The 12,865-nt window shown below is 67.5% G+C and carries 11 protein-coding genes and 1 riboswitch; of the genes, 5 read left to right on the forward strand and 6 right to left on the reverse strand.

Going from position 1 to position 12,865, the window contains the following annotated elements; genetic code table 11:
* Positions 1 to 35: 35 nt before the first annotated feature.
* Genes ACZK2R_RS17265 through metX form a run of 3 tightly spaced genes read right to left on the reverse strand, consistent with a single transcriptional unit; the run spans position 36 to position 3,363 of the window.
* Entirely contained in the window at positions 36 to 1,103 is a 1,068-nt protein-coding gene (locus ACZK2R_RS17265; RefSeq protein ID WP_049420952.1) for a homoserine dehydrogenase family protein, read from the reverse strand.
* Positions 1,100 to 2,335: an O-succinylhomoserine (thiol)-lyase gene (locus ACZK2R_RS17270; RefSeq protein WP_049401406.1), complete on the reverse strand. Its 1,236-nt coding sequence runs from the start codon at positions 2,333 to 2,335 to the stop codon at positions 1,100 to 1,102. The genes ACZK2R_RS17265 and ACZK2R_RS17270 overlap by 4 nt, the downstream gene beginning before the upstream one ends.
* Positions 2,332 to 3,363 (reverse strand): homoserine O-succinyltransferase MetX, encoded by a 1,032-nt coding sequence (gene metX, locus ACZK2R_RS17275; RefSeq protein ID WP_049401407.1) that lies wholly within the window; start codon positions 3,361 to 3,363, stop codon positions 2,332 to 2,334. Before metX ends, ACZK2R_RS17270 begins: the two co-directional genes overlap by 4 nt.
* 77 nt (positions 3,364 to 3,440) lie before the next feature.
* A riboswitch (SAM riboswitch) is annotated at positions 3,441 to 3,559 on the reverse strand.
* 149 nt (positions 3,560 to 3,708) lie between these two features.
* On the opposite strand from metX, the gene ACZK2R_RS17280 reads away from it, so the two are divergent.
* The 4 genes from ACZK2R_RS17280 to ACZK2R_RS17295 all read left to right on the forward strand — a co-directional run bounded on the left by ACZK2R_RS17280 (position 3,709) and on the right by ACZK2R_RS17295 (position 9,174).
* Entirely contained in the window at positions 3,709 to 4,593 is an 885-nt protein-coding gene (locus tag ACZK2R_RS17280) for a M23 family metallopeptidase (RefSeq protein ID WP_121504649.1), read from the forward strand.
* A gap of 66 nt (positions 4,594 to 4,659) precedes the next feature.
* The gene (locus ACZK2R_RS17285; RefSeq protein WP_014038155.1) at positions 4,660 to 6,264 is read left to right on the forward strand and encodes a peptide chain release factor 3; all 1,605 of its coding nucleotides are present in this window, start codon (positions 4,660 to 4,662) and stop codon (positions 6,262 to 6,264) included.
* 214 nt (positions 6,265 to 6,478) lie between these two features.
* On the forward strand, positions 6,479 to 7,117 hold the full coding sequence (gene trhA / locus ACZK2R_RS17290) for a PAQR family membrane homeostasis protein TrhA (protein WP_005410682.1): 639 nt from the start codon (positions 6,479 to 6,481) through the stop codon (positions 7,115 to 7,117).
* Between the two features lie 83 nt (positions 7,118 to 7,200).
* Positions 7,201 to 9,174, forward strand: a complete 1,974-nt coding sequence (locus ACZK2R_RS17295) for an AsmA family protein (RefSeq protein WP_125895612.1) — start codon at positions 7,201 to 7,203, stop codon at positions 9,172 to 9,174.
* A gap of 485 nt (positions 9,175 to 9,659) precedes the next feature.
* Here ACZK2R_RS17295 and ACZK2R_RS17300 read toward each other — a convergent pair whose 3' ends face one another.
* Genes ACZK2R_RS17300 through mtgA form a run of 3 tightly spaced genes read right to left on the reverse strand, consistent with a single transcriptional unit; the run spans position 9,660 to position 11,877 of the window.
* Positions 9,660 to 10,091, reverse strand: a complete 432-nt coding sequence (locus ACZK2R_RS17300) for a CBS domain-containing protein (RefSeq protein WP_125895576.1) — start codon at positions 10,089 to 10,091, stop codon at positions 9,660 to 9,662.
* Positions 10,051 to 11,070 carry a glycosyltransferase family 2 protein gene (locus tag ACZK2R_RS17305; RefSeq protein WP_049401430.1) on the reverse strand — a complete coding sequence of 340 codons (1,020 nt, stop codon included), beginning with the start codon at positions 11,068 to 11,070 and terminating at the stop codon, positions 10,051 to 10,053. The genes ACZK2R_RS17300 and ACZK2R_RS17305 overlap by 41 nt, the downstream gene beginning before the upstream one ends.
* Before the next feature lie 57 nt (positions 11,071 to 11,127).
* Positions 11,128 to 11,877, reverse strand: a complete 750-nt coding sequence (gene mtgA, locus ACZK2R_RS17310) for a monofunctional biosynthetic peptidoglycan transglycosylase (protein WP_032130069.1) — start codon at positions 11,875 to 11,877, stop codon at positions 11,128 to 11,130.
* 77 nt (positions 11,878 to 11,954) lie between these two features.
* Between mtgA and hslO the strand changes: the two genes are divergently transcribed.
* Positions 11,955 to 12,848 carry an Hsp33 family molecular chaperone HslO gene (hslO, locus tag ACZK2R_RS17315; protein ID WP_032130068.1) on the forward strand — a complete coding sequence of 298 codons (894 nt, stop codon included), beginning with the start codon at positions 11,955 to 11,957 and terminating at the stop codon, positions 12,846 to 12,848.
* Positions 12,849 to 12,865 lie beyond the last annotated feature (17 nt).

A 12,865-nucleotide genomic window follows, 5' to 3' on the forward strand; every position in this document is an offset into this window, starting at 1 on the left:
CCGGGCATGGCCCGGCGAGCGCAGCAACACGGACATCAACCCACGATCCGCAGCACGTCATCCAGCAACGCGGCCGCAGTGACTTCCGCACCCGCGCCCGGCCCCTGGATCAGCAACGGCTGGCGGTGATAGCGATCGCTGTGGATGGCCACGCGGTTGTCGGTGCCCGCGCCCTGCGCCAAGGGGTGATCGGCCGGCAACTCGCGCAGGCCTACCTGCGCACCCTCGCCATCAACGCGGCCGACGAAACGCAGCACACGACCATTGTCGCGCGCCTGCTGCCAACGCGCCTGCAGCGGCGCATCCAGTTGCTCCAGTGCGGCCACCGCATCCTCCAGCGGCAGCGCTGCCAGCGCTTCAGGCACCAGTGAATCCACCTGCACCTGCGAAGCATCCAGCGCCAGCCCGCTGCTGCGCGCCAGGATCAACAGCTTGCGGCGCACGTCCTCGCCGGACAGATCCAGACGCGGGTCCGGTTCGGTATAACCGGCCGCCAGCGCCTCGCGCACCGCCGCCGAGAACGGCGATTGGCCGTCATAGCGATGGAACAGCCACGCCAGCGAGCCGGACAGCACGCCCTCGATGGCGTGGATGTGGTCGCCACCGGCTACCAGCGCGCGCAGGCTGCTCAGCAACGGCAGGCCGGCACCGACGGTGGCGCTGTCGCCATAGCGTGCGCCACTGTCTGCGCAGCTCTCGGCGATGGCCGTGGCACGTGCCAGCTGCGCACCGCGGCCCAGCTTGTTGGCGGTGACCACGTGCACCCCACGCGCCAGCCACTGCACGTGACGTGCGGCCACATCTTCGCTGGCAGTGGCATCGACCACCACGTCACCCCGTTCCAGCCCTTCGGCGCTCGCCCATGGCGGTGAGCTGAGACCGTCACGCGGTGCGCGTCGTGCCAGCTCCAGCGGCAACGCCAGATCACGGTCGATCGCCAGTGCGGTGCGCGAATTGGCCAGCCACTGCACGCTGGGCAGTTCCAACCCGCGTGCCTGCAACGCCTGGTAGCGCTGCACGAAGGCAGAGCCCACCGTGCCGGTGCCGAGCAGCGCCAGGCGTCCCACGCCCAGCGCAGGAATGTCAGCGGCGAGCGCGCTCATGCATCCACCACCTGTTTGCGGCGCGCAGCCGCATCGATCACGGCTTCGGCGCGCTGCAGCGCTGCGCCGAGATCAGCCAGCAGGTCACGCTCGGCCTCGATGCCGACCGACAGGCGCAGCAGGCCTTCGCTGATGCCGGCGGCCGCGCGCGCTTCAGCGGTCATCGCCGCATGGGTCATGGTGGCCGGGTGCGCGATCAGGCTTTCGACGCCACCCAGCGATTCGGCCAGGGTGAAGCAGCGCAGGCCATCGACGAAGGCACGCACTGCGGCATGCGGATCATCGCCTTCGCAGTCGGCCAGTTCGAACGACAGCATCGCGCCGAAGCCGCTTTGCTGGCGCGCGGCGATGGCGTGGCCCGGGTGATCGGCCAGGCCCGGGTAGTACACCGTGCCGACCGCCGGATGCTGATCCAGCAATGCGACGATCGACGCGGTGTTTTCCTGGTGCACGCGCAGGCGCGCATCCAGCGTGCGCAGGCCGCGCAGGGTCAGGAACGCATCGAACGGCGAGCCGGTCAGGCCCAGCGCGTTGCCCCACCACACCAGCTGCTCGTGCAGCGCCGGATCGCGCGCGACCACCGCCCCACCGACCACATCGCTATGGCCATTGATGTACTTGGTGGTGGAATGCAGCACAAGGTCCGCGCCGAACGACAGCGGCTGCTGCAGTGCCGGCGACAGGAAGGTGTTGTCGACTACCACCAGTGCACCGGCCTTGTGCGCGGCCTCGATGACGAAGCGCAGGTCGGTGATGCGCAGCAGCGGGTTGGACGGGGTTTCCACCAGCACCAGCTTCGGCTGCGTGGCCAGCGCCTGCGCCAGTGCGCGCGGATCGGTCAGGTCGGCGGTGACCAGTTCGAAGTGGCCCTTTTTCGCCAGCGCATTGAACAGGCGCCAGCTGCCGCCGTATGCATCGTGCGGCACCACCAGGGTGTCGCCCGGCTGCAGCAATGCGTTCAACACCAGGTTGATCGCACCCATGCCGGTGGCGGTGATGACGCCGCCGGCGCCGCCCTCCAGTTCCGCCAGCGCCTCGCCGAGCAGGTCACGGGTCGGGTTGCCACTGCGCGTGTAGTCGTACTGGCGCTTGTTGCCGAAGCCTTCAAAACTGAAGTTCGACGACAGCACGATCGGCGGCGTGACCGCACCATGCGCGGTGTCCCGATCGATGCCGGCACGGACGGCGGCAGTGGTGCGACTACAGGACGGCTCGTTTGCGTGCAGGCTCATGCGGACTCTCCAGAAGTGCGGAAGGCGGTGGCGAGGATCGCGTCGATGCGATCGGTTTCTTTGAGGAAGGCGTCGTGGCCGTAGGGCGAGCGCAGCACGCGCAGACTGCCGCGCGGGCCCAGCCCTTCGACCAGACCGACCAGGTCGGCCAGCGGCACCAGGCGGTCACCCTCCACCGCGACAACTACGGTGGGCGGCAGGATCGCGGTGGGGTCGACGCGGTGCAGGTCGATCGATTCGGACAGGCGCAGGTAAGCAGTCACCGGCGTGCGCGCGACGTACTGCGCACCGGCCGCATCGAGATAGTCTTCGGCGGCCACGCGCACGCGGCCATTGATCACTTCCGGCGCGGCATCGAAGCGCTCGCCGAACTCTTCCGGGGTGCGGTAGCTGAGCATGGCGAACTGCCGGGCCAACGCCAGACCGTGGTCTTCGCCGCACTGCAGCTGGCCCAACGCGACCGCGCGGCGCTGCAATGCGCGCCAGGCGGCGGCATACGGATGCGGGCGATGCGCGCCACTGGCCAGCACCAGCTGGCGCACGCGTGCACGGTGGCGGATCGCGAACTGCTGGCCGACCAGCGCCCCGTAGGAGTAGCCCACGAACGCCTTCAGCGTGCGGATGCCGAGATGGTCCAGCAGCAGCGCCAGTGCATCGGCCTGGTCGGCGGTATCGATCGGCACATCCAGTGCACCATCGGCGCCGATGAAGTCGAAGGCCAGTACACGCAGCTGCTGCGGATCCAGCGCGCGCCCGCTGCCGACCAGGTCTTCGGCCCAGCCCTTCTCGCTGAACTGTGCATTGGACGCCACGTGGCGATGGGCGGAAATGCCACCGGCCAGCACCACCACCGGCGCATTGGCCGGGCCGACCCACTCATAGCGCAGGCGCACCGGGCTGGGGCCGGCGTGACGCATCGACAGCACCGCGGCGAACTCACCGCGCTCGGCATGCACGCGGTCTTCGACCGGCACGCTGACGGGGACAAAGGGTTCGGGGCGAAGCGCGGTACTGGCGGCGAAGCTCATGGCGGGATCCGGTTGGGGAATCGGCCATCGAGCCTTCGCGGGGCCCGCGTTCGAGATGCACGTGGGGTGCATGGTTCGAACCATCTTTCGGTGGACGCCACGGTCCCCGCAGGATTTGGCACCTACGCAGACGCTTTCGCATCCGCGGGCTGCCCCGGCTTCAAAGGGCCTGTCCCTCTGCCGGTCTCGATGGTGGAGCCACGATGCCAGCCCTTTCCGGCACTGTCAATCCCTTCATGCGGATAAAGCGATGAATATTTTCAACGCGACTATGCGAAGGCGGTCGCGGTCGTCCTGTTCAGGATCGGCTACAGTCCCGGCGGTCCCTACCCTCTGGAACCACTGATGCTGCGCCTGCCCCTGACCTGCCTGCTGATGTCCCTGCTGGCGAGCACGACGGCCAGCGCCGGTGACTGGCGCCAGGGCTGGGGACTGGTTTCCCCCGCCACCCCAACCACCCACGCTGGCAGTGCCGAGGGCGCCGCCCCCATGGCCCGGCTGCGCCTGCAGCCGGTCGGCACGCAATGGCAGGCCCGGATCGACAATGGGCTGGCAGGACCGCTGCAGATCGAACTGCGCGCTGCACCCGGACGCCCGGTCGAAGGGCTGCCGCTGCAATCGCTGATCCAGGGCGACAGCAGCCTGGTGGTCGGCCACCTGCCCGCCCCGCTCGATGGCCGCACGCTGGATCTGCGCCTGCAGTCGGTGCCGGGCAACCCGGCCGCACAGGCCGAAGATGTCGCCTATCGCCTGCCTTTCGATGCGGCCCGTCCGCGCGTGGACCAGGCGCCGCAGGGCCGGTTCAGCCACGATGACGAGGAGAACCGCGACGCGGTGGACTTCGCACTGCCGGAGGGCACGCTGGTGCTGGCCGCGCGCGAGGGCACGGTGATGCAGATCCAGGATGGTTTTCGTGGCAACGGCCAGGACCGCGAACGTGATGGTGCCCGCGCCAACTTCATCCGTGTGCTGCACAGCGACGGCAGCATGGCGCTGTACGGCCACCTGCAGGCCGGCGGCATGCGCGTGCGTCGCGGCCAGGCGGTGGGGGCCGGGCAGCCGCTCGGCCTGTCCGGCAACAGCGGCTTCAGCAGCGCGCCGCACCTGCACTTCGTGGTGCAGGTCAACCGCGGCATGGGCCTGCGCTCGGTGCCGGCACGCATCTTCGCCGAACAGGGCCAACTGCAGTTCGCCCGCCAGGACGAGGTCGAGGGCGGCATCGGGCGCTGAACGGCCCCGGCCGGTATAATCGGGCGCTTATCTCTTTGAAAAGCGCCCCGGGCGGGCGCCACTGCCATGTCCGAAGTCGCCAACGAAGCGTCGCGTCGCCGCACCTTCGCCATCATCTCCCACCCTGACGCCGGCAAGACCACGCTGACCGAAAAGCTGCTGCTGTTCGGAGGCGCGATCCAGATGGCCGGTTCGGTCAAGGGCCGCAAGGCCGCCCGCCACGCCACCTCCGACTGGATGGCGCTGGAAAAGGAGCGCGGCATCTCCGTCACCTCCTCGGTGATGCAGTTCCCGTACGAAGGCAAGATCGTCAACCTGCTCGACACCCCCGGCCACGCCGACTTCGGCGAGGACACCTACCGCGTGCTGACCGCGGTGGACTCGGCGCTGATGGTGATCGACGTGGCCAAGGGCGTGGAAGAGCGCACCATCAAGCTGATGGAAGTCTGCCGCCTGCGCGACACCCCGATCATGACCTTCATCAACAAGCTCGACCGCGAGGGCAAGGACCCGATCGAGCTGCTGGATGAAGTGGAAACCGTGCTGGGCATCCAGTGCGCGCCGGTGACCTGGCCGATCGGCATGGGCCAGCGCCTGAAGGGCGTGGTCCACCTGCTGACCGGCGAAGTGCACCTGTACGAACCGGGCCGCAACTTCACCCGCCAGGACTCGACCATCTTCCCGTCCATCGATGCGCCCGGCCTGGCCGAGAAGATCGGTGCACAGATGCTGGCCGACCTGCGCGACGAACTGGAACTGGTGCAGGGCGCCAGCCATCCGTTCGACCTGGACGCCTACCGCGCCGGCAAGCAGACCCCGGTGTTCTTCGGCTCGGGCGTGAACAACTTCGGTGTGCAGCCGCTGCTGGACTTCTTCGTCGAACATGCCCCGTCGCCGCAGGCGCGTTCCACCACCGGCCGCGAGATCGCCCCGGAAGAGAACAAGCTGACCGGCTTCGTGTTCAAGATCCAGGCCAACATGGACCCGCAGCACCGTGACCGCGTGGCGTTCATGCGGGTCTGCTCGGGCCGCTTCAGCGCCGGCATGAAGACCTTCCACGTGCGCACCGGCAAGGAAATGAAGCTGGCCAACGCGCTGACCTTCATGGCCAGCGACCGCGAGATCGCCGCCGAGGCGTGGCCGGGCGATGTGATCGGCATCCACAACCACGGCACCATTTCCATCGGCGATACCTTCACCGAAGGCGAAGCAGTCACCTTCACCGGAATCCCCAACTTCGCCCCGGAACTGTTCCGCCGCGCACGCCTGCGCGATCCGCTCAAGCTCAAGCAGCTGCAGAAGGGCCTGGCCCAGCTGTCCGAGGAAGGTGCGACCCAGTTCTTCCGCCCGCTGACCAGCAACGACCTGATCCTGGGTGCGGTCGGCGTGCTGCAGTTCGACGTGGCCGCCTACCGCCTGAAGGACGAGTACGGCGTGGAAGCCACCTTCGAGCCGGTCAGCGTGACCACTGCGCGTTGGGTCCACTGCAGCAACGAGAAGAAGCTGGAAGAGTTCCGCGAGAAGAATGCGCTGAACCTGGCGCTGGATGCAGCCGGCCACCTGGTCTACCTGGCACCGACCCGGGTCAACCTGCAGCTGGCGCAGGAACGCTCGCCGGACGTGCGCTTCTCGGCCACCCGCGAAGCGGCGCATACGGTTTCGGTGGGCTGATGCCAGCGGGCCGGATCCCTTTCCGCAAGGAAAGGGCTCTGCCCCCGGCCGTCGCGGGTGGTTCATCCACGCATGGCGTGGATCTACCGCTCACGGATTCATCGGCGCAACGCAGGGATTCACCCACCATACGGTGACGGGCGTGCACACGGCGGCCATCGCGGCGATGATAGGGGGACGCGGGTCCCCCTCCCCGTGAACGATGCCCATGCCCATGTCCACGACGTCCATTGCTTCGATCCGTGAAGAAATCGCCAGCGCCCTGACCCATGGCCTGGGCGCGGTGTTCGCCCTGGCAGCCAGCGCGGTGCTGATCACCCTGGCTGCGATCTACGGCGACGGCTGGCAGCTGGCCAGCGCGATCGTATTCGGTATCGCGCTGTTGCTGCTGTACACCGCCTCCACCCTGTATCACGCCATCCAGCATCCGGTCGCCAAGGGCCGCTTGAAGGTGTTCGACCACTGCGCGATCTACGTGCTGATCGCGGGCACCTATACCCCGTTCACCCTGATCGGCCTGCGTGGTCCGTGGGGCTGGGGCCTGTTCACCGCGATCTGGGCGCTGGCGCTGGGCGGCGTGGTGTTCAAGCTGTTCTACACCGGCCGCTTCAAGGTGCTCTCAACAGTGATCTACATCGCCATGGGCTGGCTGGTGGTCGTGGCGATCAAGCCGATGTGGGCTTCGATCGACGGCGGCACCCTCACCTGGCTGTTCGCCGGTGGCCTGTCGTACACGCTGGGGACCTACTTCTACCACCGTGAATCGATCCCGTATTCGCATGCGATCTGGCACCTGTTCGTGATCGGTGGCAGCGTCTGCCACTTCGTCGCGGTCACCATGCAGGTGCTGTAAACCAGCGTTCGAACGCGGCGTTTGCACACCACGCACATGGACGCTTCGCGCCCTGTCCACGAAGAGGGGGCAACCATGGCGGCGTGAATGCTGCCACCTCCCCTGCCACAAAGCGCACGACCCGCTGGCGCCTCCGCCGCCCCGGCCCACGAGGCCGGCGCTGGCTCACGATCCTGATCTTCCTGCTGGCGGCACTCCTGCTGCTGATCGCGTTATGGGACTGGAACTGGTTCAAGGGGCCGGTTGAGCGTGCGGTGCAGGCACGTACCGGCCGTGCGCTGCACATCGGGAACCTTGATGTCGACCTCGGCCGCACCAGTACGATCCGCGCCGATGCGATCACCTTCGCCAATGCAAGCTGGGCGAAGCAACCCGATATGGCCACCGCAGACCGCGTCGAGATCGACATGCGGGTGTGGCCGCTGCTGCGCGGCAGCGTGCAGCTGCCCGAAGTACGCCTGACCCGGCCGGACGTGCTGCTGGAAACAGCGCCGCGCAAGGGCGACCCGGGCAATTGGGATTTCCTCGGTGGCAGCGCCGGTGGGGCCAGCCCGCAGCTCAAACGGTTGCGCATCGATGACGGTCGCCTGCAGTTCCTCGACGCGCTCGGCCGTACCGATATCCGCGTGGACGTGCGCAGCGGCCAGCCGAAACAGGCCGATGCGGCGCCACCGCTGCTGGTACAGGGCAAGGGACACTGGCACGGCAATCCGTTCACCCTGCGTGGCGGCACGGAATCACCGCTGGAGCTGACCGACAGCGACCATCCGTTCCGCATCCATCTCGATGGCCGAGCAGGCGCCACCCACGCGGTAGCCAGTGGCACGCTGACCAATCCCTTCCAGCTGCGCTTGTTCGATCTGCAGTTTGCGCTCAGCGGCCAGGACCTCGCCGACCTCTATCCGCTGCTCGGCATTGCCATTCCGCCGTCGCCACCCTATGCGTTGAACGGCCGGCTCAAGCGTGACCACAACGTCTGGCGCTACGACGCCTTCACCGGCAAGGTCGGCGACAGCGACCTCGGTGGCAATCTGCAGTTCGAAGTGGGCGGTGCGCGGCCGCGGCTGACCACCACGCTGGAATCCAAGCGCCTGGACTTCGATGACCTTGCCGGCTTCGTCGGTGCCCCACCGAAAACCGGCGGCGGCGAAACCGCCAACGCCGAACAGAAGGCCGAGGCCGCACGGGTTGCCGCCCGCGCACGCGTGTTGCCCGACACGCCCTACAACCTCGGCAAGCTGCGCGCGATGGATGCCGACGTGCGCTGGAAGGCCCACCGCATCAACGCGCCATCGCTTCCGTTGGATGACATGGATGCACACCTGTTGCTGGATGACGGCGTACTGCGGCTGGACCCGCTGAACTTCGGCGTGGCCGGAGGCGATATCCGCAGCACGATCCGCATGGACGCGCGCCGTCCGCAGATCAGCACCGCCCTGAAGGCCAGCGTGCGCGGCGTGCAGCTCAGCCAGCTGTTTCCGGACGCGAAACTGGCCGAGCAGGCCAAGGGCGGCATCGGCGGCGAGGTGGACCTGAGCGGCCGCGGCAACTCGATCGCCGCAATGCTCGGCAGCAGCAGTGGCAAGGTCGGCCTGGCGATGGGCCGCGGCCATGTCGGCAACCTGGTGATGGAACTGGCAGGGCTGGACATCACCGAATCGCTGAAATTCCTGGTGACCGGCGACAAACAGATTCCCCTGCGCTGCGCCTTCGCCGACTTCGGCGTGCGCGACGGCCTGATGACCAGCCAGGCGCTGGCGGTGGACACCACCGATACGATCCTCATCGGCGAAGGCACGGTCAGCCTGCGCGACGAGACCCTGGAGCTGCTGCTGAAACCGCGCCCGAAGGACAAGAGCATTCTGGTGCTGCGCTCTCCACTGCACATCAGTGGCACGTTCAAGGACCCGTCATTCCGACCGGACTTCAAGGCGTTGGGCATCCGGGGAGCCGTGGCCCTGGCACTGGGCAGCATTGCCCCGCCGGCGGCGTTGCTGGCGACCATCGAACTGGGGCCGGGGAAGGATGCCGACTGCGGTGGGCAATATGCGAAGTAGGTTTACAGCGTTGTTCGCGGCGCCTCTTTTCCCGCGCGTAGAGCCGGAGCAAGGCGACAGGCAGGACACGCCGTAAATACGTCCCCGTAGGCTCGGTCGGCGCATCCATGCGCCTCACGGTCCTGCCTGCCGCCTTGCTTCGGCTCCGGACAGGTTCCTGCGCGCGGAACGAGAGCGGAAATTCAAAGTCAGAAGAAAAAAGCAAATTCAAAAGCTGTTGCCAACCAAGGTTGGCAGCTACCAAAAGCAGATCGTCTGGGGCGAATCTCACCGCGCTCGCGGCAATGTATCCAGAGGCAGAGGGCATGGGCGTGCAGGACCGTTGGCGCCATGGATGGCGCCATCGAGCCTACAGGGACGTACTTGCGGCGTGTCCTGCACGCCCATGCCCTCAGCCTCCCGGCGTACCAGGAAGGCGCTGCCCTCAGCTCTGGCTCTGGCTTCGAAAAGCGGGCCGGCGGGCCGCAGGCCCGCCAGCGAACACCTCACCCCGCCACGATGTACTGCTGCAGCTGATCCAGCTCGCGCCGCTGCGCATCGATCACCGACTTCACCAGGTCGCCGATGGAAATCACCCCCAGCACCTGTGCCCCCTCCACCACCGGCAGGTGGCGGATGCGGTAGTCGGTCACCAGCTGCAGGCACTGCTCCACCTGCTCGCCCGGCGAAACCGTCACCACCTTCGCCGTCATGATCTCGGCCACCGCCGTATCCCGCGACGAACGATCACGCAGCACGATCTTGCGCGCGTAGTCGCGCTCCGAAAGGATCCCGACCAGCCGCGGACCGTCCATCACCAGCACCGCGCCAATGCCCTTTTCCGCCATCAACCGGATCGCATCGATCACCGCCGCATCCGGCGCGACCGCATGTACTTCAGGAGACTTGCCGTCCAACAGTTGCCGTACCGTGGTCATCTGCCTGCCCTCCGAGGGTGGGTTGCAAGGCCGAGTCTGCCACGGCGGATGCTAGCCAGGCGTCAACCAGGTACAACGGGCGCTGCTTGGATTCCTCGTACAGCCGTCCCAGGTACTCGCCGATCAGGCCCAGCGCGATCAACTGCACCCCGCCCAGGAACAGGATCACCGCCATCATCGTCGGCCAACCCGCCACCCGGTCACCGTACAGGGCCGCCTTGGCAATCACCCAAACGCCGAATACGAAGGCCACCGCCGCCGTTGCCAGGCCCATGTAGGTCGCCGCCCGCAGGGGAACGGTCGAGAACCCGGTGATGCCCTCCAAGGCGAAATTCCACAGCCGCCACAGGCTGAACTTGCTGGAGCCGGCCACCCGCGCGTGACGGTGGTAGGGCACAGCAATACGCTTGAATCCGACCCAGCTGAAAAGGCCCTTCATGAAGCGGTGGCGTTCACGCATCTCGCGCAGCGCACTCAGCGCGCGTGGCGACAACAGGCGGAAATCACCGGTGTCGGCAGGGATCGGCGTGCGTGACAGACGACCGATCACCCGATAGAACGCCGCCGCCGTGGCGCGCTTGATCCAGGCTTCGCCATCGCGGGCCATGCGCGTGCCATAGACGTTGTCATGGCCCTCGCGCCAGCGCGCAACGAACTGCGGCACCAGTTCCGGCGGGTCCTGGCCATCGGCATCCAGGATCATCGCCGCGCCGTCGCGCACCAGATCCAGGCCGGCAGTCAGCGCGGCCTCCTTGCCGAAATTGCGCGACAGCTTCAACGCCGATACGCGCGCGTCGTCCTGCGCCAATCCTGCGATCACCTGCCAGGTACCGTCGTGGCTGCCATCGTCCACATACAGGATGTGGCCATCGATGTCGGGCATTCCGTCCAGCACCGCACACAGGCGGGGATGCAGGCACGGCAGCGCCTGCTCCTCGTTGTAGGCGGCGATGACGAAAGTAAGGCGTTCGCGGTTCATGCCCGGATTGTACGTTGCCTGCAGGTGCATGGCCTGCCGCCCCGAGGGCAGGTGTCCTCAGTCTTCCGACAGGTAAGCCGCGCCGCCCAGCTGCCGTGCCTGGCGCTGGATCCATGCCGCGCGCCGCTGCACGTACGGCCCTGGCTTTGCCGCGTTGTAGCGCCGCGGTGCCGGCAACACCGCCGCCAGCCGTGCACTCTCGGCCGGACTCAACCGGGACGCATCCTTGCCCCAGAACGTCTGCGCCGCCGCCTGCGCGCCATAGACGCCGTCGCCGAACTCGGCGATGTTGGCGTACATCTCCAGGATCCGTTCCTTCGGCCACAGTGCTTCGATCAGCACCGTGTACCAGACTTCCAGGCCTTTGCGGATCCAGCTACGGCCCTGCCAGAGGAACAGGTTCTTGGCGACCTGCTGGCTGATCGTGCTGGCCCCCCGCAGGCGTCCGCCCTTGGCGTTGTGGTCGCGGGCCTTCTCGATCGCCTGCAGGTCGAAGCCATTGTGGTCGGGGAAGCGCTGGTCCTCCGCGGCCACCAGCGAGATCGGCAGGCTCGCTGCCATCTGGTCCAGGTCGCGCCACTGGTAATGCAGGCGATAGGACCAGTCGGCCTCCCCCAATGCCTCGCCATAGCGCCACAGCATGACCGTGGATACCGGCGGGTCGATGAACCGCAGCACCAGTACCTGCAAGCAGCTGAAAGCGGCCAGCAGCAGCGGCAGCCAGAGCAGCCGTTTCCAGCGCCAGCGCCTGCGGCGCGGGACTTCTGCGATGGCCTCCACCTTGTGCTGCTCTCCCCCTGCCCCCATTACTGGTGCATCCTTCTTCTATCCGGTTGTCGGCGCATTATCCGGCAACCGCCCTCGTTTACGCGCGATGTGAGCCGATGACCGCCAACCCCGATTCCCTGATCCGCTTCCTGCTTCCCGACGCTGGCGTCCGTGGCGTCCACGTGCGCCTGCAGGCTACCTGGCAGGAGATCCTGTCCCACGCCGAGTACCCGGATACCGCCGCCGAACTGCTCGGCGAGGCCTGCGTGGCCTCGGCGCTGTTCACCGGCCACACCAAGATCGATGGCCGCCTCTCGATCCAGCTGCGCAGCAGCACCGCGCTGCGCACCCTGTTTGCCGAGTGCACCGCCGCCGGTACCCTGCGCGGCATCGCCCAGCTCAGCGACGGCGCCGATGCGCCGCGCGACCTGTCCAGCCTGGGTGATGACGCCCTGCTCGCGATCACCATCGAGAACCCGGGCCTGGACCCGCGCGAGCCGCAGCGCTACCAGAGCCTGGTCGCGCTGACCGCACCGGAGCTGGACGAGGCCTTCGAGGACTACTTCCGCCAGTCCGAACAGCTGCCGACCCGCCTGCTGCTGGCCGCCGACCGCAACGGCGCCGCCGGCCTGCTGCTGCAGAAGCTGCCGGGTGACGAGGGTGACGAGGACGGCTGGGCGCGTGCCAGCGCCCTGTTCGAGACCCTGGGCAAGGCCGAGCTGCTGGCCACCCCGGCCGAGCAGTTGCTGCACCGCCTGTTCCACGAAGAGAAGCCGGAACTGATGGGCGGCAAGCCGCTGTCCTTCGCCTGCTCCTGTTCCCGCGAGCGGGTCGCGTCGATGCTGCAGTCGCTGGGCGAGGACGAGGCCCGTGCCGCAGCCGCGGACACCGGCGCCGTCGAGGTCCGTTGCGAATTCTGCGGGCGGGAGTATCACTTTCCTTTGACGGAGTTCGGCATACTGTTCCACGGTGCCGAGGGGACTGTACCGGCGCCTGAACGGCTTCAGTAAACGGCTTGTCTTGCATC

The sequence above is a fragment of the Stenotrophomonas sp. 96582_Sma genome (assembly GCF_056480905.1).

What these genes read in the sequence shown, in the direction of transcription:
- ACZK2R_RS17265 (WP_049420952.1), bottom strand. Translation starts at nt 1,103, where the DNA reads ATGAGCGCGCTCGCCGCTGACATTCCTGCGCTGGGCGTGGGACGCCTG.
- ACZK2R_RS17270 (WP_049401406.1), bottom strand. Translation starts at nt 2,335, where the DNA reads ATGAGCCTGCACGCAAACGAGCCGTCCTGTAGTCGCACCACTGCCGCC.
- metX (WP_049401407.1), bottom strand. Translation starts at nt 3,363, where the DNA reads ATGAGCTTCGCCGCCAGTACCGCGCTTCGCCCCGAACCCTTTGTCCCC.
- ACZK2R_RS17280 (WP_121504649.1), top strand. Translation starts at nt 3,709, where the DNA reads ATGCTGCGCCTGCCCCTGACCTGCCTGCTGATGTCCCTGCTGGCGAGC.
- ACZK2R_RS17285 (WP_014038155.1), top strand. Translation starts at nt 4,660, where the DNA reads ATGTCCGAAGTCGCCAACGAAGCGTCGCGTCGCCGCACCTTCGCCATC.
- trhA (WP_005410682.1), top strand. Translation starts at nt 6,479, where the DNA reads ATGTCCACGACGTCCATTGCTTCGATCCGTGAAGAAATCGCCAGCGCC.
- ACZK2R_RS17300 (WP_125895576.1), bottom strand. Translation starts at nt 10,091, where the DNA reads ATGACCACGGTACGGCAACTGTTGGACGGCAAGTCTCCTGAAGTACAT.
- ACZK2R_RS17305 (WP_049401430.1), bottom strand. Translation starts at nt 11,070, where the DNA reads ATGAACCGCGAACGCCTTACTTTCGTCATCGCCGCCTACAACGAGGAG.
- mtgA (WP_032130069.1), bottom strand. Translation starts at nt 11,877, where the DNA reads ATGGGGGCAGGGGGAGAGCAGCACAAGGTGGAGGCCATCGCAGAAGTC.
- hslO (WP_032130068.1), top strand. Translation starts at nt 11,955, where the DNA reads ATGACCGCCAACCCCGATTCCCTGATCCGCTTCCTGCTTCCCGACGCT.